The organism is Sphaerisporangium sp. NPDC088356, assembly GCF_040685555.1.
In the GTDB taxonomy this organism is placed as follows: domain Bacteria; phylum Actinomycetota; class Actinomycetes; order Streptosporangiales; family Streptosporangiaceae; genus Sphaerisporangium.
The window spans coordinates 41,203-61,332 of the sequence record NZ_JBFBIK010000007.1; the positions used below are offsets into that span (position 1 = coordinate 41,203).

The 20,130-nt window shown below is 69.2% G+C and carries 21 protein-coding genes; 17 read left to right on the forward strand and 4 right to left on the reverse strand.

Annotation, left to right across the window (positions count from 1 at the left end; translation table 11 throughout):
• Positions 1 to 8 precede the first annotated feature (8 nt).
• Genes AB0O34_RS04860 through AB0O34_RS04870 form a run of 3 tightly spaced genes read right to left on the reverse strand, consistent with a single transcriptional unit; the run spans position 9 to position 2,496 of the window.
• Positions 9 to 854, reverse strand: coding sequence for an ABC transporter permease (locus AB0O34_RS04860; protein ID WP_363912684.1), 846 nt, complete (start codon positions 852 to 854; stop codon positions 9 to 11).
• Positions 851 to 1,624 carry an ABC transporter permease gene (locus AB0O34_RS04865; protein WP_363912686.1) on the reverse strand — a complete coding sequence of 258 codons (774 nt, stop codon included), beginning with the start codon at positions 1,622 to 1,624 and terminating at the stop codon, positions 851 to 853. Before AB0O34_RS04865 ends, AB0O34_RS04860 begins: the two co-directional genes overlap by 4 nt.
• The gene (locus AB0O34_RS04870) at positions 1,621 to 2,496 is read right to left on the reverse strand and encodes an ABC transporter substrate-binding protein (RefSeq protein WP_363912689.1); all 876 of its coding nucleotides are present in this window, start codon (positions 2,494 to 2,496) and stop codon (positions 1,621 to 1,623) included. Before AB0O34_RS04870 ends, AB0O34_RS04865 begins: the two co-directional genes overlap by 4 nt.
• A 667-nt stretch (positions 2,497 to 3,163) precedes the next feature.
• Here AB0O34_RS04870 and AB0O34_RS04875 point away from each other — a divergent pair.
• From AB0O34_RS04875 to dprA, 17 genes are all read left to right on the forward strand, one after another.
• Positions 3,164 to 6,190 (forward strand): nitrate- and nitrite sensing domain-containing protein, encoded by a 3,027-nt coding sequence (locus tag AB0O34_RS04875; RefSeq protein ID WP_363912691.1) that lies wholly within the window; start codon positions 3,164 to 3,166, stop codon positions 6,188 to 6,190.
• Between the two features lie 5 nt (positions 6,191 to 6,195).
• Positions 6,196 to 6,609 (forward strand): roadblock/LC7 domain-containing protein, encoded by a 414-nt coding sequence (locus AB0O34_RS04880; RefSeq protein WP_279339489.1) that lies wholly within the window; start codon positions 6,196 to 6,198, stop codon positions 6,607 to 6,609.
• A gap of 5 nt (positions 6,610 to 6,614) precedes the next feature.
• Positions 6,615 to 6,998 carry a DUF742 domain-containing protein gene (locus AB0O34_RS04885; RefSeq protein WP_344949353.1) on the forward strand — a complete coding sequence of 128 codons (384 nt, stop codon included), beginning with the start codon at positions 6,615 to 6,617 and terminating at the stop codon, positions 6,996 to 6,998.
• 10 nt (positions 6,999 to 7,008) lie between these two features.
• Positions 7,009 to 7,569 (forward strand): ATP/GTP-binding protein, encoded by a 561-nt coding sequence (locus AB0O34_RS04890; protein WP_363912693.1) that lies wholly within the window; start codon positions 7,009 to 7,011, stop codon positions 7,567 to 7,569.
• A 123-nt stretch (positions 7,570 to 7,692) separates the two neighbouring features.
• Positions 7,693 to 9,249 (forward strand): signal recognition particle protein, encoded by a 1,557-nt coding sequence (gene ffh / locus AB0O34_RS04895; protein WP_363912696.1) that lies wholly within the window; start codon positions 7,693 to 7,695, stop codon positions 9,247 to 9,249.
• Positions 9,250 to 9,448: 199 nt separating this feature from the next.
• On the forward strand, positions 9,449 to 9,913 hold the full coding sequence (gene rpsP, locus AB0O34_RS04900) for a 30S ribosomal protein S16 (RefSeq protein WP_363912698.1): 465 nt from the start codon (positions 9,449 to 9,451) through the stop codon (positions 9,911 to 9,913).
• 1 nt (position 9,914) lies between these two features.
• The gene (locus AB0O34_RS04905; RefSeq protein WP_363912701.1) at positions 9,915 to 10,157 is read left to right on the forward strand and encodes an RNA-binding protein; all 243 of its coding nucleotides are present in this window, start codon (positions 9,915 to 9,917) and stop codon (positions 10,155 to 10,157) included.
• 124 nt (positions 10,158 to 10,281) lie between these two features.
• Positions 10,282 to 10,797: a ribosome maturation factor RimM gene (rimM, locus tag AB0O34_RS04910; protein ID WP_363912703.1), complete on the forward strand. Its 516-nt coding sequence runs from the start codon at positions 10,282 to 10,284 to the stop codon at positions 10,795 to 10,797.
• Between the two features lie 13 nt (positions 10,798 to 10,810).
• On the forward strand, positions 10,811 to 11,596 hold the full coding sequence (gene trmD, locus AB0O34_RS04915) for a tRNA (guanosine(37)-N1)-methyltransferase TrmD (RefSeq protein ID WP_363912827.1): 786 nt from the start codon (positions 10,811 to 10,813) through the stop codon (positions 11,594 to 11,596).
• Between the two features lie 161 nt (positions 11,597 to 11,757).
• Positions 11,758 to 12,123, forward strand: a complete 366-nt coding sequence (gene rplS, locus AB0O34_RS04920) for a 50S ribosomal protein L19 (protein ID WP_363912705.1) — start codon at positions 11,758 to 11,760, stop codon at positions 12,121 to 12,123.
• 152 nt (positions 12,124 to 12,275) lie between these two features.
• A complete protein-coding gene (gene lepB, locus AB0O34_RS04925) occupies positions 12,276 to 13,154 on the forward strand; it encodes a signal peptidase I (protein ID WP_363912708.1) in 879 nt (292 codons plus the stop codon).
• A 176-nt stretch (positions 13,155 to 13,330) separates the two neighbouring features.
• Positions 13,331 to 13,966, forward strand: a complete 636-nt coding sequence (lepB, locus tag AB0O34_RS04930; RefSeq protein WP_363912710.1) for a signal peptidase I — start codon at positions 13,331 to 13,333, stop codon at positions 13,964 to 13,966.
• 129 nt (positions 13,967 to 14,095) lie between these two features.
• The gene (locus AB0O34_RS04935) at positions 14,096 to 14,791 is read left to right on the forward strand and encodes a ribonuclease HII (RefSeq protein ID WP_363912713.1); all 696 of its coding nucleotides are present in this window, start codon (positions 14,096 to 14,098) and stop codon (positions 14,789 to 14,791) included.
• A 39-nt stretch (positions 14,792 to 14,830) separates the two neighbouring features.
• Positions 14,831 to 15,154 (forward strand): DUF2469 domain-containing protein, encoded by a 324-nt coding sequence (locus tag AB0O34_RS04940; RefSeq protein ID WP_030511723.1) that lies wholly within the window; start codon positions 14,831 to 14,833, stop codon positions 15,152 to 15,154.
• Positions 15,155 to 15,601: 447 nt separating this feature from the next.
• The gene (locus tag AB0O34_RS04945; protein WP_363912715.1) at positions 15,602 to 15,955 is read left to right on the forward strand and encodes a YraN family protein; all 354 of its coding nucleotides are present in this window, start codon (positions 15,602 to 15,604) and stop codon (positions 15,953 to 15,955) included.
• Positions 15,956 to 17,497, forward strand: a complete 1,542-nt coding sequence (locus tag AB0O34_RS04950; RefSeq protein ID WP_363912717.1) for a YifB family Mg chelatase-like AAA ATPase — start codon at positions 15,956 to 15,958, stop codon at positions 17,495 to 17,497.
• Positions 17,494 to 18,720: a DNA-processing protein DprA gene (gene dprA, locus AB0O34_RS04955; protein ID WP_363912720.1), complete on the forward strand. Its 1,227-nt coding sequence runs from the start codon at positions 17,494 to 17,496 to the stop codon at positions 18,718 to 18,720. The genes AB0O34_RS04950 and dprA overlap by 4 nt, the downstream gene beginning before the upstream one ends.
• A gap of 43 nt (positions 18,721 to 18,763) precedes the next feature.
• Here dprA and AB0O34_RS04960 read toward each other — a convergent pair whose 3' ends face one another.
• Positions 18,764 to 19,138 (reverse strand): M23 family metallopeptidase, encoded by a 375-nt coding sequence (locus AB0O34_RS04960; RefSeq protein ID WP_363912722.1) that lies wholly within the window; start codon positions 19,136 to 19,138, stop codon positions 18,764 to 18,766.
• Positions 19,139 to 20,130 lie beyond the last annotated feature (992 nt).

The window sequence follows — 20,130 nt, forward strand, 5'->3', positions numbered from 1 at the left end:
GTGCTTCCTCAGGTTGTCTGCCGGGCTCGCCGGTGCCAGGAAAGGACGCGTCGTTCGACTGCCAGGAAGGACGCGTTCAACAGGAAGCCCAGGACGCCGAGAATCACGATCGCGCCCCACATCCCGGACAGGTCGAAGTTCTGCTGCGTGAACATCAGCTGGTAGCCGATCCCGTTGGTACTGCCGACGAGCTCGGAGACCACCATCAAAATGACGGCCAGGGAGAGGCTGAGCCTGAGCCCCGCGAAGATCTTGGGCCCCGCCGCGGGCAGGATGATGCGGAACAGCCGCTGCGCCCGCCCGAGGCCGAACACCTGCGCCGTGTCGGCGTGGACGCGGTCCACGTTGCGCGCTCCGTCGATGGTGTTGATGAGGATGGGCCAGATCACCCCGTAGACGATCGTCGCCACCTGCATCTGGGTGCCCATCTGGAAGATGATGATGAACAGGGGGATCAGGGTCGGCGGGGGGATGGCCCTGCCGAACTCGACGAGCGGGTCGATGTAGCCCGACAGCGTCCGCGAGCGTCCGAGCGCGATCCCGAGGCCGATGCCGATGGCGGACGCCAGTGCCCACCCGCCGAACAGGCGCGCGAGGCTGGGCGGGAAGTTGGCGAGCGCCTGGTCGGTCAGGAAAAGGTGGGACGCCGGGCCGGAGAACCACAGCTCGTGCATGCGAGCGAGGATCTCCGACGGGGGCGGGAAGTAGGTGGAGTCCGCCTGGCGGGTGCCGAGCTCCCACGCGGCGATCACGATGGGTACCAGCCACACCCTGGTCAGCACGGCCGTGAGTCCGCCTCGCCAGGCCGCGGCGGCCCGCGTCCGGCCTTCGGTGAGCCCGGTCGTCGTGGTCATGCGCCACCTCCGGCCCTTGCGGTGTGCCACCGGAAGGCCCGTCGCTGTACGCGCATGAGCAGCGCGTTGGCGAGGAGCCCGAGCAGCCCCGCCCACAGGGTCGCGGCGAGGATGAGATCGGTACGGAGACCCGAGCCGGCCCGGATCATGAAGGCGCCGATCCCGTCGGTGCCGCCGGCCACCAGCTCCGCGCTGATCGCCACGACGAGCCCGATGGAGGCGGCCAGCCGTACACCGGTGAGGACGAACGGCGCCGCGCTCGGCACCGACACCCGCGCCAGCACGGAGAGCCGCCCGAAGCCGAAGCTGCGCAGCGTCTCCTTCGCGACGGGGTCGACGTCCCGCAGCCCGTACATGGTGTTGATCAGTACGGGCCACGAGGCGGCGAAGACGATGACGGTGATCTTCACGCTGTGGCCGTCCGCGATCAGCAGCGTGACCAGGGGGAGAAGGGCGACCGAGGGGATCGGCCGCATGAACTCCACCAGGGGGCGCGCCGCCAGTTCGGCACGGGGGAGGGTGCCGAGCAGCACGCCGAGCGGAACGGCGATCAGGATCGCGATGAGCAACCCGATCGCCCAGACGGTCAGGGTGCCCGAGAGATCCGTCAGGAACTCCGTGTCGGCCACCAGGCCCCCGGCGGCGGCCAGGACCGTGGACATGGGGGGAAGCAGTACCTGGTCGATGAGGCCGGAGCGCCCCGCCAGCTCCGCGACGATGAGGAGGACCGCGACGCCGGCGGCGCCGCGGACCACTCGGCGGTCGATCATTGAGGCAGCGGGACCAGCAGGGGGGTCACGTTCAACGGCTTGGTCAGGTAGCCGTACTCGACCATCAGGTCGGCGACGCGCTGGATGCGGGTCGCGCTGAGGGAGGTCGGGTAGGCGCCCAGGTTGATGACGGAGGCGACCTCAGGCTTGATCGGGCTGTAGTTCGGCAGCACCTGCTCGACGGCCTTGCGGTCGGCCGACGCCGCCTGCTGACCCTTCAGGATGGCCCGCTGGAACGCGGCCATCGTCTTGGGGTACTTCTTGGTCCAGTCCTCGGTGGCCGTCCAGCCCGCGATCGGGAAGTCGGCCATCGCGCCGGTCATCGTGTCGGCGATCTTGCGGGCGCCCATGTCCTTCTGGACACCGGTGAGGAACGGCTCGGTCAGCCACGCCGCGTCGATCTGGCCGGCCTTCAGCGCGGCGGGGGCCTGCGGGAAGGCCATGGGCATGTAGGTGACGTCGGCCCTCGGGTCGAGGCCCGCGACCCGCAGGGTGGAGCCCACCGCCAGCTCGCCGATGCTGTTCAGCGCCGCGATGGAGACCTTCTTGCCCTTGAGGTCCTTCACCGACTGGATCTTGGAGTCCTTGGGGACCACAATGTCGAAGACGTCGTTCTTGGCCTGGAAGGTGTCGGCGACGAACTTGAACTTGTCGTTCGTCTTCTCGGTGGCGGAAAGAATCGAGAAGTAGTTGCCGAGGGCCAGGTCAAGGCCGCCGCTGAGAAGTTTCGGGATGGCGAACTGCGTGCTCTGGAGGATGTCGGGCTTGACGGTCAGGCCCTCCTCCTTGAAGTAGCCCCTCTGGTCCGCGATGTAGAGTCCTGCCACGTCGGCGATGGCGAGGACGCCGATCGTGATCGTGGTCTTTTCCAACCCTCCACCGGACGCGCTCGAACCTGTATTCGAGCTTCCGCATGCCGCGAGAGCCAGAGTGGCCACGGCGCCGATGATGAAGGTACGACCCCTGAGTCTTCTCATTGAGGAGTCCTTTTAGGTGTGGGGGAAGAGTGCCTGCTGCTCCTGAGGAGACCGTTGTGGCACGGCGAGCGTGAAGCCTAGCGGAGGAAGATCGGAACTAACACGCACAAGCCGCCTATGTCATGAAACTCGTAAAAAAGTCCAGTTTGACCAGCGATTGGTGCTATGCGAGGTATAAGCCTTTGGATCGCAGTAACGGCGAATTCGGCGATATTAGGAGGTAAGTTGACTTGTTGCCGCCCTCGTGAACTCGCTCTGCACTACCGAGCGTGATTCTCATTGATCGAATAATGGATTGGACCGTTCTAACGGCCCATGGCTGTTGGTCGAACTCGTAGGCTTATGCTCCAATTGCCCCTTGACTTGTCATAAGTCACATGAGCAAGTCCCCCTAACCCCCCAATGCAGACCAGCTGGCGAGAGGTTGCGACCAGTGAGGACAGCAACAATCGAGAGCGGTCGCGGTACCAAACCGGACGCAGCCCGACCGCGTTCCGAGACGGGTGCTCCATCGAACTCGCGTCACGGAACGGGAAGTCTGCTCGCTCTGCGCAACTGGCGGGTGCGGACCCGCCTCATCGCGCTGGTCCTGGTACCCACCCTGGTGGCGGTCCTGCTCGGCGGGCTGCGAGTGGCGACCTCGGTTCAGAGCGCCACCGAATATGAACGCGTCCGGACCGTGGCCGAGTTCATCACGAACCTGGGCGACCTCGGTCACCAGCTGGACGTGGAACGCGACCTGTCGGCGAGGTTCGTCGCCGCCGGCCGTCGAGGCAGCCAGGCCAAGCTCACCGACCAGCAGAACGCGGTCGACTCGGCCGTCCAGATCGTCCAGGACCGCAGGAAGGTCGTCGAGCCGGCCCTCGGAGAGATCGGGCGCCAGGTGGTCTCCCGCCTGCTCGACCGGCTCTCCGAGCTCCGCTCGCTGCGCGCCACGATCACCGACTCGCAGCTTCCCGCGCTTCCCGCGCTCCAGAAGTACTCGCTCGTCCTCGACGATCTGCTCACCGTCTTCGACGAGACGGCTCGCGGAAGCACGGACGAGACCCTGGACGCCAGCGCGTCGGCCCTCGCGTCTCTCTCCCGCGCCGCGGAGCAGGCGTCCAGGCAGCGAGGCCTCGTCGCCATGGCGCTGATCACCCGCCGCTTCACCCAGGCCGAGCTCGAGGCCTTCAACGCCGCCCGTGCGGAGCAGGCCAGCGAGCTCAAGGTGTTCTTCTCCAGGGCGACGCTGGACGAGCGCCAGATGTACGCGGACACCGTCAGCGGCCAGAAGATCGACCGCGCCGCCGGCCTGGTCGAGCGCGTCCTGGAGCTCACCCGCGAGAACCAGCCGCTGAGCGGGCTCGGCGGTGGAGGCACCAGCGACGTCGACTTCTGGTTCGACGCCGCGAACGAGGGCCTGAACCGCATGCACGACGTGCAGCGGGCGCTGGGCCGTTCCATCGTCGACCGCGCCGCCGAGCTGGCACGCGGTGACCAGAGCCAGGCCGCGATCAACATCGGCGTCGTGGCCGTCCTCCTCATCCTGGTCCTCGCGATCACCATCGTGATGGCCCGGTCGCTGGTCAGCCCGCTGCGGCGGCTCCGGGGCGAGGCGCTGGAGATCGCCGGGCGCCGCCTGCCCGAGATGGTGCAGAAGCTGCGGGAGTCCGAGGGCAACACCGGCCCGCCCGAGGTACAGCCGATCGGCGTCGCCTCGGCCGACGAGGTCGGCGAGGTCGCCCGGGCCTTCGACGAGGTCCACCGCGAGGCGATCCGCCTGGCGAGCGACGAGGCCCAGTTGCGCAGCAACGTCAGCGCGATGTTCGTGAACCTCTCCCGCCGCACGCAGACCCTGGTCGAGCGGCAGATCACGCTGATCGACGGCCTGGAGCAGGGCGAGCAGGACGACAGCCGGCTCGGAGACCTCTTCCGGCTCGACCACCTGGCCACCCGCATGCGGCGCAACAGTGAGAACCTCCTGGTTCTCGCCGGCCAGGAGCCCGCGCGCCGGTGGAGTCAGCCCGTGCCACTGCTGGACGTCACCCGAGCCTCGCTGTCGGAGGTGGAGAACTACGAGCGGGTCGCGATGCACGTCCCCACCGGCGTCTCCATCGCCGGGCAGGCGGTCAACGACGTCATCCACCTGCTGGCCGAGCTGGTCGAGAACGCCATCTCCTTCTCTCCCCGCGAGACCAGGGTCACCATGTCGGCCAACCGCATCGACGGCGGCGGCGTGATGATCTCCATCACCGACGCCGGCATCGGCATGACCGACGAGGAGCTCGCCCAGACCAACTGGCGGCTCGCCAACCCGCCCGTCGTCGACGTCTCGGTGTCACGGCGGATGGGCCTGTTCGTGGTCGGCCGGCTCGCGCTGCGCAACGGCATCCGCGTGCAGCTGCGCCGGCACGACACCGGCGGCCTCACCGCGATGGTCCTGCTGCCCGAGTCGCTCATGGGCATGGCCATGCATCCGGTCGGCGCGGGCGCCCCGGCCGGGCAGTCGCTCGCGGGCGCCGGGGCCCCCGCATGGTCCGCGACGGGGCAACCCGCCGGCCAGGGCCTGTTCACCTCGAACACCCCGGCCAACGGCGTGTTCGACTTCCCGACCGGATCCGGCCCGTTCACCGAGCCGTCCCCGTTCGGGGGCTCGAACGGCGCGGGACCCCTTGGTCCCACCACCGGTGGCGGCGGTCTCGGCGGTCCCATGACCGGCGGGGGAGGGTACGGAGGCCCGCCGACCGGCTCCGGCGGCGGTTACGGCGGTCCTCCCACGGGCTCGGGCGGACTCTACGGCCCGGGTTCCGGCGGTTTCGGCGGTCCCCCCACGGGCTCCGGCGGCTTCGGTGGCCCTCCCACTGGTTCGGGTGGTTTCGGCGGCCCGCCGACCGGTCCGGGCGGCGGGTACGGCGGCCCTCCCACCGGTTCGCGCGGGTACGCGGGCCCGGGTTCCGACGCTTTCGGTGGCCCGGCCACCGGTTCGGGCGGCTTCGGCGGCCCTCCGTCGGGGCCGAGTTCGTTCGCGGGACCCGCCACGGGACAGAGCGGGCTCGCCGGACCTCCCACAGGACCCGGCGGGAGAGGCGGGGAGCTGCCTTCCCGCCTCAAGCCGCGCCGGTATGACACCTCCGACCTGGACGCCGTGACCGGCCCGCTCCCCGCCGTGCGCTCCTCTCCCATGGAGCAGGAGGACGACTTCCTGCCGATCTTCGCGTCCGTCGAGTCGGCCTGGTTCCGGCGCGTGGACAAAGACCAGGACCAGGAGAAGGCCTCCACCGGCTGGCAGGAGATCCCCGCCGACGCCGGCTGGCAGGCGGCGGCGGCCGTCCAGGAGCCGGTGCGCGACGGGACCACCGCGGCGGGCCTGCCCAAGCGGGTGCCCAAGGCGAACCTGGTGCCCGGATCGGCCGGCACGCCCGAGGCCGCCGCGGCACCCCTGCCCGCCATGCCCCCGCTGTCGCCCGACCGGGCACGCAGCCGGCTGTCGAGCTTCCAGCAGGGCATCCGGCAGGGCCGGGCGGTCGCCCGTGGCGAGCTGAGCGAAGACGAGGTGGCGTTCAACGCCGAGCTGCGGCGCATTCAGGGCGACAAGGAGGACAAGTGAGAGAGCTGAGCCAAGCCGCCCGCGGGGTCAACTGGCTGATCACCGACTTCGTCCGGGGCGTGCCGGGGGTGGCGCACACGGTTGTGGTGTCCTCCGACGGGCTGCCGCTGGCGTACTCGGAGGGCTTCCCCAAGGACCGGGCCGACCAGCTCGCGGCGGTGGCCGCGGGCCTGATCAGCCTGACCCAGGGGGCCTCCAGGGTCTTCGAGGGTGGCGCGGTCACCCAGACCGTGGTGGAGATGCAGCGGGGGCTGCTGCTGATCATGTCGATCAGCGACGGTTCGTGCCTTGCCGTGCTGGCCGCCCCGGACTGTGACATGGGCCTGGTGGCGTACCAGATGACGCTGATGGTCGAGCGTGCCGGTCAGGTGTTGACCCCGGCTGTGCGCGCCGAGCTTCAGGCGTCGTCACCGCGGTGACCTCCATGGGCGGTCCGGGTTGGGAGGATGGTTTACGGCGGTACCAACAGGAACCGTCGTCACCGGTCCGGCCCTTCACAGTCACCGGAGGGCGCTCGGCGCCGCGGACGCATCTGGCCATGGAGACGCTGGTTCACTCCACGATTCCGGCTTACCAAGATATTTCTGGCTTGATCCCGGAGTACCAGGCGATCAACTCGCTCTGCCGCCAGGTACGTTCCGTCGCCGAGATCTCCGCGCTCCTGCGGGTCCCGCTCGGCGTGGCCCGGGTGCTCATCTCGGACATGGCCGCCGAAGGCCTGGTCCAGCTGCATCAGCCGCAGCTGGACGCCGGGAAGCCGGATCTCAACTTGCTCGAAAGGGTTCTCAGTGGACTTCGCAGGCTCTAGCCGTGGCGGGTTGACGTCGACGAAGATCGTCGTCGCGGGCGGGTTCGGCGTCGGTAAGACGACCTTCGTGGGCGCCGTGTCCGAGATCGTCCCCCTCACCACCGAGGCGGTCATGACCGACGCCAGCGCCGGCATCGACGATCTGGGCCTCATTCCACGCAAGACCACCACGACGGTGGCGATGGACTTCGGCCGCGTGTCGCTGGACAGCGAGCTGATCCTCTATCTGTTCGGCACGCCCGGGCAGCACCGTTTCTGGTTCATGTGGGACGACCTGGTCCGGGGCGCCATCGGCGCGGTCGTCCTGGTGGACACGAGGCGGCTGGCCGACAGCTTCCCGGCGGTCGACTACTTCGAGGAGGCGAAGCTGCCGTTCGTCATCGGGCTCAACGGCTGGGACGGCAACCATCCGCACCAGGACGAGGAGGTGCGCGACGCCCTCACCCTGGCCCCGCACATCCCTATCGTACGGACCGACGCCCGGCAGCGGGACTCGGTGAAGAGCACGCTGATCGCCCTGGTCGAGCACGCTATGACGATGCGGGTGTCCGTACCCGGCTGGAGAAGCTAGCGGCGTGGGACCTCCTTGCCCTCCGCCGGATACGCCTGACCGGCCCGCGGAGCGGATAGGCTGGGAGGTCGAGTCGCAGACGCAAACCCCGGACGACCCGTAGCGCAGAGGCTGGCCAATCACGTGTTCGAGACGCTTTCCGACCGGCTGACATCGGTCTTCTCCTCCCTGAAGTCCAAGGGGAGGCTGTCCGACGCCGACATCGACGCGACCTGTCGCGAGATCCGCATCGCCCTTCTCGAAGCGGACGTCGCGCTGCCGGTCGTCAAGGACTTCGTGTCCCATGTCAAGGAGCGCGCCCGGGGCGCGGAGGTCTCCCAGGCGCTCAACCCCGCCCAGCAGGTCGTCAAGATCGTCAACGACGAGCTGGTGCAGATCCTCGGCGGCGAGACCCGGCGGCTGAGGTTCGCCAAGAACCCGCCGACCGTCATCATGCTCGCCGGCCTCCAGGGCGCCGGCAAGACCACGCTGGCAGGCAAGCTCGCCCGCTGGCTGCGCGAGCAGAACCACGCCCCGCTGCTGGTCGCCGCCGACCTGCAGCGGCCCAACGCCGTCCAGCAACTCCAGGTGGTCGGGCAGCGCGCGCAGGTCGCGGTCTACGCCCCTGAGCCCGGCAACGGCGTCGGCGACCCGGTCGCGGTGGCGCGCGACTCCATCGACCACGCCAGGCGCCAGCAGCACGACATCGTCATCATCGACACCGCCGGCCGCCTCGGCATCGACCAGGAGCTGATGAAGCAGGCCGCGGACATCCGCGACGCCGTCAGCCCCGACGAGGTCCTGTTCGTCGTCGACGCGATGATCGGCCAGGACGCCGTCACCACCGCGCAGGCGTTCATGGAGGGCGTCGGCTTCGACGGCGTCGTGCTCACCAAGCTCGACGGCGACGCCCGGGGCGGCGCCGCGCTCTCGGTGCGGCACATCACCGGCCGCCCGATCATGTTCGCCTCGACGGGTGAGAAGCTCGAGGACTTCGACGCCTTCCACCCCGACCGCATGGCCTCGCGCATCCTCGACATGGGTGACATCCTCACCCTGATCGAGCAGGCTCAGCGCACCTTCGACGAGGCCGACGCGGCCAAGATGGCGGGCAAGCTCGCCTCCGGCGACGGCTTCACGCTCGACGACTTCCTCGAGCAGATGATGATGGTCCGCAAGATGGGGCCGCTCAAGAACCTCCTCGGCATGATGCCCGGCATGGGGCAGATGCGCGAGCAGCTCAACCAGGTCGACGAGCGCGACCTCGACCGGGTCGCGGCGATCATCCGCTCGATGACCCCGGCCGAGCGCCAGGAGCCGAAGATCATCAACGGCTCGCGGCGCGCCCGCATCGCGCGCGGCTCGGGCGTCAGCGTCACCGAGGTCAACAACCTGGTCACCCGCTTCTTCGACGCGCAGAAGATGATGAAGCAGGTGGCGGGCGGCATGGGCATCCCGGGCATGCCCGGGGGCCGCAAGGGCAAGGCCGTCCAGAAGAAGGCCAAGAAGGGCCGCAGGGTCAGCGGAGACCCCCGCAAGGCCGCGCTGGGCAAGGCGGGGGCCGCCGACGGCGGCTCGGCCGCGCCGCAGCTGCCTCCGGGGCTCGGCGGTCTCGGTGGCCTCGGCGGCCAGCTTCCGCCCGGTCTGGAGCTCCCGCCGGGCTTCGACCCCTCGAAGCTCCGGCTGCCCGGCCAGAAGTAGTCTCCGTTCCCCTGCCGATTGCGCGCCGATTCGGACAGGGGCCGGATCATCTGGCAGAATGGCATGTTGGAACACCGTGACCGTGGGTGCCCTCTCACCCCCGCGCGTCACGCTTGTCCCTCGGGCGGTCATCCCGTCGTGCCCCACTCGGCGAGACGCCCGCTCACCCACGCTCGAAAGTCCAGGAGAGACCACACCCGTGGCAGTCAAGATCAAGCTCAAGCGGCTCGGCATGATCCGCAACCCGCAGTACCGCATCGTGGTAGCCGACAGCCGCACCAAGCGTGACGGCCGTGCGATCGAAGAGATCGGCCTCTACCACCCCAAGGAGAACCCGTCGTTCATCCAGGTGAACTCCGAGCGGGCGCAGTACTGGCTGGGTGTCGGCGCGCAGCCGACCGATCCGGTCCTGAAGCTGTTCAAGCTCACCGGTGACTGGCAGAAGTTCAAGGGCGAGGCCGCCCCGCCGGCTCTGCTCGTCGCCGAGCCCAAGGCCGACCGTCACGCGATCTACGAGGCCGCCGCGAAGGAGTCGCTCGCCGGCGACACCGGCAGCAGCAACGCCACCACGGCGCGCAAGCCCAAGAAGACCGTGAAGGCCGACGAGACCCCCGCGACCCCGGCCGAGCCGGCCGCGGAGGAGAAGCCGGAAGGCGAGGCCTGAGGTGCTTGAGGAAGCCCTCGAGCATCTGGTCAAGGGCATCGTCGAGCATCCCGACGACGTTCTGGTTCGTGCCCGTCGCATCCGCAGCGGGCGCGTCCTCGAGGTCCGGGTCCATCCCGAGGATCTCGGCAAGGTCATCGGCCGCGGTGGCCGCACGGCGAAGGCGCTTCGCACTGTTGTGAACGCCCTCGGCGACGGCAAGTACGTGAGGGTCGACCTGCTCGACCTGAACGAAGCCCGGTAGAGATACCTCAGAGGCCACAAACCCTCTGGGCAGGGGACCCCCGGCAGCCGGGCGGTCCCCTGTCGCGGTTCTCGGGGCATATCAGTACGACTTTGGTCAGTACGAGTTTCGAAGGAGTAGCGACGTGCAGCTCGTCGTCGGCCGCATCGGCCGCCCGCACGGCATCCGCGGCGAGGTGACCGTCGAGGTGCGCACCGACGACCCCGAGTCGCGCTTCGCCCCCGGCACCACGCTGGTGACCGACCCGGCGGGCGCCGGCCCGCTGGTCGTCGAGCGTATGCGCTGGAACAAGAACATCCTGGTGCTGGGCTTCGAGGGCGTCGGCGACCGCAACGAGGCGGAAGAGCTGCGCGACACCATTCTGGTGATCGACTCCTCGGAGATCCCGCCCCCCGGCGACCCCGACGAGTTCTACGACCACCAGCTCATCGGCCTGTCGGTGGTGACGACCGGAGGCGAGGCCGTCGGCGAGATCGTTGACGTCCTGCACCACGGCCAGGACCTACTCGTGATCCAGCGCGATCAGGGTGAGGTGCTGATCCCGTTCGTCAAGGCCCTGGTCCCCGAGGTCGACCTGGACGCGAAGCGTGTCGTCGTGGACCCGCCGCCCGGCCTGCTCGACCCGGAGGAAACGGTCTGATCCGGCGATGACCATGCGTGTCGACATCATCTCGATCTTCCCGGAGTACTTCGCCCCGCTTGACGTGTCCCTGATCGGCAAGGCGCGGCAGAGGGGCCTTCTCGACATCCGGGTGCACCAGCTCCGCGACTGGACGCACGACGTGCACCGCACGGTGGACGACACGCCGTACGGCGGCGGTCCCGGCATGGTCATGAAGCCCGAGCCGTGGAGCGCGGCCATCGACGCCGTCGCCGGCTCCGCCGAAGGGCCGCCGCGGCTCATCGTGCCGACGCCGAGCGGGCGGCCGTTCACCCAGGAAGTCGCCCTGGAGTACGCCAAGGAGCCCTGGCTGCTCTTCGCGCCCGCCCGCTACGAGGGCATCGACGCCCGCGTCATGGCCGAGTACGGCTCGCGTCTGCGCCTCGACGAGGTCAGCATCGGCGACTACGTGCTGGCCGGGGGCGAGGCCGCCGTGCTGGTCATGGTCGAGGCCGTCGGGCGCCTGCTGCCCGGAGTGCTCGGCAACGCCGGCTCGGTGGCCGACGACTCCTTCGCCCCAGGGAGCATGGCCGGCCTCCTGGAAGGCCCCGTCTACACCAAGCCTCCGGTCTGGCGCGGCCACGAGGTGCCGCCGATCCTGCTCTCGGGCAACCACGGGGCGATCGCCCGGTGGCGGCGGGACGAGGCGCTGCGCCGCACGGTCGCCAAGAGGCCCGAGCTGGCCGCGCGACTCGACCCAGGAACCCTTGACAAGCGTGATCGTGAGGTCCTCGGCGACGCTTCGTTTCGCGTCCCGCCGGAAGATATGGCAAACTGAATCGCTGCTGCCAACTGCCCTGCGGTTGGCGTGGCCGCTCCGGGCCGAGGGCCCGGCATCCGAGACGTATTCAGCCCAGTGCTCGTGTCTTCCTCGTAGCCGTGCTCAAGGCATGGCCGGGCGGACCTCCGAGCGCTCGCTTCAAATGAGGAACCGCTGTCATGCACACGCTGATCCAGGAGCTTGAGAAGGCCTCCGTACGTAGCGACGTTCCGAGCTTCCGCCCGGGCGACACGCTCGAGGTCCACGTCCGCGTCGTCGAAGGCAACCGGTCCCGTATCCAGGTCTTCAAGGGGTTCGTGCTGCGCCGCCAGGGCGGTGGAGTCCGCGAGACGTTCACCGTCCGCAAGGTGAGCTACGGCGTGGGCGTCGAGCGCACGTTCCCGGTGCACAGCCCGGTCATCGAGAAGATCGACGTCATCACCCGCGGTGACGTCCGCCGGGCGAAGCTTTACTACATGCGCGACCTGCGCGGCAAGGCGGCCCGCATCCGTGAGAAGCGCGACGCGCTGCCCACCGGCAAGTAGACCCGCACCACATGTGGCCCGCACCCGCGAGGGATGCGGGCCATTTTGCTGAGCCGGATGGCCGCTCCATCCGGCCGGATCGCCGAGTTTCTTTGGATGCCTGCCGAGTCGGCGACCCGCCGAGGAGCATGCATCATTTAGGCTCGACAGCGATGACTAGCGATGGCCAGGGGGCCGGCGGTCCGCGCCGCCCCGTCGAGGACGAGGTAGACGTGGTCGCGGAAGACACCAAGTCGACAGCCAAAGACGGCAAGGGGAAAAAAGGCTCCTTCTGGCGCGAGCTACCGGTTCTGGTGGTGGTCGCGCTGGTCCTGGCGCTCATCATCAAGAGCTTCGTGATCCAGGCCTTCTACATCCCATCCGAGTCCATGGAGAACACCCTGCTGGTCAACGACAGGGTGCTCGTCAACAAACTCGTGTACCACACCCGTGAGATCGAGCGCGGCGACGTCGTCGTGTTCTCGGGCGTCGACTCCTGGGCCAGTGAGGTCCAGGTCCCAGAGCCGTCCAACCCCGTGGCGGGCTTCTTCCGCTGGGTCGGCACGGCCTTCGGCGTGGTCCCGGGCGAGAAGGACTACATCAAGCGCGTCATCGGCGTTCCAGGCGACACGGTCAAGTGCTGCGACAGCAAAGGGCGTGTGACCGTGAACGGCGTGCCTCTCGAAGAGAAGGCCTACCTCTACCCCGACGACCAGCCGTCGCAGAAATTCTTCGAGATCAAGGTGGAGAAGGGGCGCCTGTGGGTGATGGGCGACCACCGTTCCGTCTCCTACGACTCCCGTTCGCATCAGGGCGACCCCGGTGGCGGGGCGATTCCCGCCGACAAGGTCGTCGGGCGGGCCTTCGTCATCGTGTGGCCGTTCTCGCGCGCCACGACGGTGCCGATCCCCGACACCTTCAACCAGACCGCGCTGAAGACCGCGGCGCTGGTCGGCGGTGCCTCCCCGCTGCTGCTCGGTTTCGCCGGAGCGTTTCCCCTGGTGCGGCTACGCCGGCGCGTCCTCGCCAGAGCGGGCGGCCGCGCCTACTGACCTCCGCCTCCCGGGCTTTCGCCGTGAGGGACTCTCCCCGCTGTCAGCGGAGGGCCCTTCCCGGCCCCGTGACGGCCGTCTGGCCCTCGCGCGGCGCCGAAGCCATCTCCCCCATCTGATCGAAGGAGAAAGGGGCTTCCTCCCCCCGGTGGACGCCAGGGGTGCCCCGCGATTCTATGAGCGTCACCGAGGAGAAGCCGGAGCCCCCGGACCCGTCCCTGCCGGGCACGCCCGTGCCGGAGGATCCGCCGGCGGGAGCCAAGAAGTCCGGCTGGCGGGAGTCGGTCCTGCTGGTGCTCAGCGGGGTGGCCGTCGCGGTCCTGGTGCGCCTGTTCGTCCTGGACTCCTTCTACATCCCGTCCGAGTCCATGGAGGACACCCTCCTGATCAACGACAAGGTGATCGTCAACCGGCTGTCGGGTGACCTCGGGCGCGGCGAGGTGGTGGTCTTCAAGGGCTGGGACGGCACCACCACGATCAAACGCGTCATCGGCATCGGCGGTGACCACGTGAAGTGCTGTGACGCCAAGGGGCGCATCACGGTCAACGGGGTGCCCCTCGATGAGGAGTCCTACCTCAACCCGCAGGACTTCCCCTCGCAGCAGAAGTTCGACCTCACCGTCCCGAAGGGGCGGCTCTGGCTGATGGGCGACCATCGCGCGGCCTCGGAGGACTCCCGCGCCTTCATGGACGACCGGTTCCACGGCACGATCTCCACCGATGACGTGATCGGCAGAGCTTTCGCGCGCTACTGGCCGCTGTCGAGGATGGGCACATTGTCGGTTCCCGAGACTTTCTCAAAGGTGCGATAGCGTACCCCTCCGGCCGTTTGGGGCGTAGGCTTGGCCCATGGTCGCGCTCGTATCGCCGTTGATCGGCCAGGGGGCTCGACTCTCCCGCAGGTCTGTTCCCTCGCGGCGGGGCGCCGAGCCGCCTGCCTCATGACTGTTCTTTTCCGCCCGCGCCCCAGCATCGTGCGGCGTGATTCGGGGCTCTACGGGTACGAGCGCGCGCTCGCACGACGTGGCCTGTCCCCGGTCGCCGGGGTCGACGAGGCCGGTCGGGGAGCATGCGCCGGCCCTCTCGTGGTGGCCGCGGTGGTGCTCGGATCCGAGATCGATGGCCTGGCGGACTCCAAGCTGCTCACTCCGGCCCGGCGCGAGGTGCTCCACGACCGCATCCTCGCGACCGCGCGGGCGGTGAAGGTCGTGGTGATCCCGCCCGAGGAGATCGACGGGCGCGGCCTGCACAAGTGCAACATCGCCGGGATGCGGCGGGCCGTCGCCGGTCTCGGCTGCGATCTCGGGTACGTTCTGATCGACGGGTTCCCGGTGCCCGGTCTGCCCGCGCCGTCCCTGGCCGTGTGGAAGGGTGACCAGGTCTCGGCGTGTGTGGCGGCGGCGTCCATCGTCGCCAAGGTGACCAGGGACCGCATGATGACCTCACTGGACGGCCTGTATCCCCAGTACGGCTTCGCCGAGCACAAGGGGTATGTCACGGTCGCGCACAGGCGAGCGCTCGCCGCTCACGGCCCCAGTCCACATCATCGGTTCTCCTTTGTAACAGTGAACTCGGTGGTGCGGTCAGGAGCGGGCAGTGAGATAGGCGAGAATGGGGTGGGGGCCGGTGTCGCCTGATTGGTCGCGCCGGGGGAGGAAGGGAAGTGGAGGACCGGGATGAGCGCAGAGGATCTCGAGAAATACGAGACCGAGATGGAGTTGCAGCTCTACCGGGAGTACCGCGACGTGGTCGGCTTGTTCACCTATGTCGTTGAGACCGAGCGGCGCTTCTACCTGACCAACTCCGTCGATCTCGACGTACGCACGGCCGAGAACGGCGATGTCTTCTTCGACGTCAAGATGCAGGACGCCTGGGTGTGGGATATGTACCGTCCCGCGAGGTTCGTGAAGAACGTCCGCGTCGTCACGTTCAAGGACGTCAACGTGGAAGAGCTCGCCAAGCCCGACCTAGAGATGCCCAAGGAAGGCTTCTCCAGCTAAAACCCACTCCCGAAGACACACCACGCACCAGGGATCTCTCACGACCACCGGGGATCCGCCGGCCACCGAACCAGGCTCAGCGCATCACGCCTCCTGGATCCCCGTCGGCAACGGCAGGGTCTTGATGCGGCCGCCGTAGGCCAGGGCGAATGTGGTGATCACCCATCTGGCGGCCCGGATCCGACAGCACGCACACCGGCCTCGTAGGCGTGGAGGATGCGTCGTCCACAGGCCGGGTGATTCGCCTGTTCCTGGCCTTTCTCCGGATGGATCTTCGGGACCTCCTGTGAGCCTGGTGGACGCGCCGGATCTGGGGTCCTCCACGGGGCGCTGAGCCGCAGGCGGTTGTCCACAGGCCGATGCCCTGCGCTTTCTTGTCCACAGAGCCGGGTTCGGTAACCGGGCGAGTGCATGGCGTGCGCGAATGTCGGGGCCGGAGGTGGTCCCATGGCCGCGACGCACGAGCTTGGAAGGCATGGCGAGCAGCTCGCCGCCGATTACTTGAGGGCAGCAGGTCTGCAGATCCTGGAGCGCAACTGGTCGTGCCCCGAGGGTGAGATCGACATTCTGGCCCGTGACGGGCCCGTTCTCGCGGTCGTGGAGGTCAAGACCCGCTCGGGCCGCAGCCACGGCACCGCGTTCGAGGCCGTGACACCGGCGAAGCTCGCCCGGCTCCGCACGCTGGCGGCCAGATGGCTCAGCGGCCAGTCCGAGTGGTTCGCCTCCATCCGCATCGACGTGATCGCCCTGGAGCGGTTCGCCGGAGCGTTCTCCATCCGGCACGACAGGGGGGTGTCCTAGATGGCCGTCGCCCGCACGCGCTGCGTGGCACTGGTCGGGGTGAGCGGTCACGTGGTCGAGGTGGAAGCCGACGTGGGCCACGGCATCGCGGGGGTCACCCTGATCGGCATGCTCGACACGGCTCTGAGCGAGGCCCGTGACCGCGTCCGCTCGGCGGTGATCAACAGCAGGTACGCCTGGCCGGACGCGCGGGTCACCGTCAGTCTCTTCCCCGCCAGCCTGCCGAAACGCGGAAGCCTGTTCGATCTGGCCATCGCGATCGCCTTGCTCGGGGCGGCCGGCCTGGTCCCGAGGCAGCGCATCTCGCTCCCGTTCTTTCTGGGGGAGCTCGGGCTCGACGGCAGCGTCAAGGCCGTGCGCGGTGTCCTGCCCGCAGTGGTGGCGGCCGTCGAGGCGGGGGCCGACTGCGTGGTGGTCCCGGTGGCGAACGCCGCCGAGGCCGGCCTCGTGCCCGGTGTGACCGTGGTGCCGGTGCCCACCCTCGCCGAGGTGGTCGAGTGGCTGCGCAGTGGCGATCCGGCCCACATGCCCACGCTGCCCGACACCGCCGAGCCCTCGCCGCCGGCCGATCCGCACATGGGCCCTTCACCCGACCTGTCGGACGTCGCCGGTCAGGCCATGGCACGCCGTGCCCTCGAAGTGTGCGCGGCAGGCGGCCACAACCTCTGGATGATGGGACAGCCCGGCACCGGGAAGACCATGCTCGCCGAACGGCTGCCCACCCTGCTGCCGTCGCTCGACCGTGACCAGGCGCTGGAGGTCACCGCCATCCACTCGATCGCCGGCGTCCTGCCTCCCGGGCGCCCGCTGCTGAGGCACCCGCCGTTCATGGCACCACATCACACGGCGACCATCGCCGCCATCGTGGGCGGGGGCAGCGGCGTGATCCGGCCCGGCGCCGTCTCCCTGGCCCACAGAGGGGTGCTCTTCCTCGACGAGGCGCCGGAGTTCCCCTCCCGGGTTCTCGACTCGCTCAGGCAACCGCTGGAGTCGGGGCAGGTGACCGTTGCGCGTGCGGCGGGCACGGTGTCGTTTCCCGCTCGATTCATGCTGGTCCTGGCCGCGAACCCCTGCCCCTGTGCCCAGCCGTCCACTCCGGAGAGTCCTTGCCGGTGCACGCCCAACCAGCGCCGACGCTACCTCGCCCGCCTGTCGGGGCCGCTGATCGATCGCATCGACGTCAAGGTGAGGCTCGCACGTTCGACCCGGCGCGAGCTGCTGTCCGACCGCCAGTTCATCGAGCCCAGCGCGGTCGTGGCCCAGCGCGTGTCGATGGCGCGTGAGCGCGCGCTCAAGCGGCTGGCGGGCACGCCGTGGAGGTGCAACGCCGAGATCCCCACCGCGGTGCTGCATGGGGACTACCGCCTGCCCCCATCCGCGATGTCGCCCCTCTACCGGTGCCTGGACACCGGAGAGCTGAGCGCCCGGGGGCTCGACCGCGTCATACGAGTCTCGTGGACCCTCGCGGACCTCCTCGGCAAGGAAAGGCCCGACATGGCGGAGACCAACACCGCCCTCAGCCTCTGGCTGGGTGCCGAATGAACGGCACCCACCCCAACGCCGGCCGAAACCCCACCTCAGACACCGACCCCAGCGCGACCACCGGCACTGGCAGGGATGCCGGGCGGCTGGCCAGGGTCACGCTCATGCGGGTGGCCGACGCGGGAGACGGCGTGATGGGCAGGCTGGTCGCCGCGTACGGCCCCGAGGGAGCCCTTGGGCAGGTGCGGTTGGGACGGCTCGATCCCGGGTTCGTCGAGGAGCTCATGGCCAAGAAGGGGCGTGCGCCCGATATCGATCGCATCCTCGCGGCGTGGCGGGCACGCCTTCCGGCGGCCGATCCCATCGCGGACCTCACCGAGGGAGATCAGCTGGGCGCCCGCCTGATCGTGCCAGGCGATCTCGAGTGGCCGACTCAGCTCGACGATCTGGGTCACGAACGGCCCTTGGGCCTCTGGCTCCATGGAAACGCCGATCTGCGCTTCTCCTGCCTTCGCTCCGTGGCCGTGGTGGGGTCCAGGGCGGCCACGCCCTACGGCGCCCACGTCGCGGCCGAGCTGGGTGCGGGCCTTGGTGAGGCGGGCTGGACGGTGATCTCCGGGGGCGCCTACGGAGTGGACGCCGCGGCACACCGAGGGGCTCTGGCCGGTGCCGCGCAGACCGTCGCGGTGCTGGCGTGTGGCACCGACATCGCCTATCCCGCTGCCAACCAGGATCTCTTCAGCGCCATCCGGGGGAGAGGGGTCGTCGTGAGCGAGTGCCCTCTCGGCGTCCGGCCCACACGGCTGCGCTTTCTCGTCCGCAACCGGGTCATCGCGGCGCTCTCGCGGGGCACCGTGGTGGTGGAGGCGGCCCTGCGCAGCGGAGCGCTCAACACCGCAGGCCATGCCATCAGCCTGAGGCGCCATCTGGCGGCCGTGCCCGGCCCCGTGACCTCGGAGAACTCCGCTGGGTGCCACCGGCTGATCCGAAGGGCGGAGGCCGTGTGCGTGACCTCGGCCCGCGAGGTGATCGAGCTGGTCGGAGCGCTGGGCGACGATCTCGCGCCGGAGCCGAGGGGCCCGGTGCTGCCACGGGACGCTCTCGACGACGAGACCCGCAGCGTCCTTGAGGCGGTGCCGGCGCGCATCGGTACCGGTCCGGCGACGATCGCGGTCACGGCCGGCGTAGATCTCCTGACGGTGCTGCGTTGCCTCGGAGCCCTCGCCGCCGCCGGATACATCGAGCGGGTCGACCGAGGCTGGCGCCTCCGCCGAGGCAAGTAGCACCCTCCACGGCACATCATTCATGAAGGCCCCGCGTGCCTGGTCAGCCGGGCCATTTGGGGAGGAGGCGTACCTGCCCGAGGCCGATGAGGAGGAGGGCGTCGAGGTAGCGGCTCTCGTTGATCAGGCCCCAGTGCAGGCACGATGACGGGCAGTGGCCGGTGGTCTCCTCGACGGAGCCGATGACGTCCCCAAGCTCCACCGCCTGCCCACGCCGGACCGACGCGTGAACGGGCAGGTACGTGGTGCGCAGACCTCCGGGATGGACGATCATGACCACACCGCGTCCGGCGAGTGGTCCGGCGTATCCCACGATGCCCGGGCCGGCGGCCCTGACCACCTGCCCCGGCCGGGCCGCGAGATCCACTCCCCGGTGACCGGGAAGCCACGCCTGGGCCGGCGGGGCGAAGCGGCGCATGATCATCGGATCCCCGTCGAGCGGGAGCCTCCACCGGGGCCGTGTCGATGCGGATTGACGGGATCCCTCCGCAGATCCAGCCCGTTGACCGGAGCCATCTAGATATCCAGTCCGTTGACTGAAGTGCTCCGCGTATCCAGTGGGTTGACCGGAGCTATCTGGATATCCAGCCCGTTTATCGGAGTGCTCCAGGTATGCAGTGGGTTGCCTGGAGTGCTCCGGGTATTCGTTGTTCGCGAGGCGCTGATCGACCATCCCTGAGCGTGCCGGGAGGCCCCGTTTCATGGTCGTTGTCGGGTGTGCGGAGAGGCTGCTCCGTTCGGCCGTCACGCCTGAGTGTGAGGAGAGGCTCCGTTCGACCGTTCTGGGGCGTACGGAGTGCTGGCGGCCGTTGGGGACGGGTGTAAGTGGGACGAGATCGGGAGTGTGGGCGGTGGCGGCTGCGCTGGACGGTGAAGGAGCCGCGGACGCGGAGGCAAGGGTGAGGAGAAACACCATCAGCGGCCGGATCTCGGAAAGTCGCACAGGAGGACACTGGCCTTGAGCGACCGGGGGGTGCCCGGCCGAGCGCCGTTCTGTGCATAAGTCTCCGTGCATGGGTCGCCGTCGCCTCGTCGACGGCCTCGCCCGCTTGGTCGTACGGATATGCACGGGCGCGCTGGGAGGCGCCCGGATGACCGGCAGGGTCGTCTACGTGGTGGCGTACTGGTGAGGTGCCCGGATGGTCGGTAGGTCGTCTACGTGGCGGCGCGTTGGGGGGTGCCCGGATGGTCGGCAAGGTCATCGAGGAACTGGGTGTCGAGGTAGGTCTGGCGCTGCCTCCGGTCCAGGTGACGGGGGAAGATCCGGTCCTTCCATCCCGATTCAGGGTGGGAACGGCCGCTGCGGCGACCGTGGGAGCGGTAGCCGCCGCCGTCGCGCTACTGCAGGGCGGACCACCGGATGGCGGCGGTGCTGGGAGCCCGGATGGTCGTGGCGCTGAGGGGCGGGGT

What these genes read in the sequence shown, in the direction of transcription:
- trmD (WP_363912827.1), top strand. Translation starts at nt 10,811, where the DNA reads ATGCGTGTCGACATCATCTCGATCTTCCCGGAGTACTTCGCCCCGCTT.
- AB0O34_RS04885 (WP_344949353.1), top strand. Translation starts at nt 6,615, where the DNA reads ATGGGCGGTCCGGGTTGGGAGGATGGTTTACGGCGGTACCAACAGGAA.
- lepB (WP_363912708.1), top strand. Translation starts at nt 12,276, where the DNA reads ATGACTAGCGATGGCCAGGGGGCCGGCGGTCCGCGCCGCCCCGTCGAG.
- AB0O34_RS04865 (WP_363912686.1), bottom strand. Translation starts at nt 1,624, where the DNA reads ATGATCGACCGCCGAGTGGTCCGCGGCGCCGCCGGCGTCGCGGTCCTC.
- rplS (WP_363912705.1), top strand. Translation starts at nt 11,758, where the DNA reads ATGCACACGCTGATCCAGGAGCTTGAGAAGGCCTCCGTACGTAGCGAC.
- AB0O34_RS04860 (WP_363912684.1), bottom strand. Translation starts at nt 854, where the DNA reads ATGACCACGACGACCGGGCTCACCGAAGGCCGGACGCGGGCCGCCGCG.
- AB0O34_RS04950 (WP_363912717.1), top strand. Translation starts at nt 15,956, where the DNA reads ATGGCCGTCGCCCGCACGCGCTGCGTGGCACTGGTCGGGGTGAGCGGT.
- AB0O34_RS04940 (WP_030511723.1), top strand. Translation starts at nt 14,831, where the DNA reads ATGAGCGCAGAGGATCTCGAGAAATACGAGACCGAGATGGAGTTGCAG.
- dprA (WP_363912720.1), top strand. Translation starts at nt 17,494, where the DNA reads ATGAACGGCACCCACCCCAACGCCGGCCGAAACCCCACCTCAGACACC.
- lepB (WP_363912710.1), top strand. Translation starts at nt 13,331, where the DNA reads ATGAGCGTCACCGAGGAGAAGCCGGAGCCCCCGGACCCGTCCCTGCCG.
- AB0O34_RS04935 (WP_363912713.1), top strand. Translation starts at nt 14,096, where the DNA reads ATGACTGTTCTTTTCCGCCCGCGCCCCAGCATCGTGCGGCGTGATTCG.
- AB0O34_RS04960 (WP_363912722.1), bottom strand. Translation starts at nt 19,138, where the DNA reads ATGCGCCGCTTCGCCCCGCCGGCCCAGGCGTGGCTTCCCGGTCACCGG.
- AB0O34_RS04945 (WP_363912715.1), top strand. Translation starts at nt 15,602, where the DNA reads ATGGCCGCGACGCACGAGCTTGGAAGGCATGGCGAGCAGCTCGCCGCC.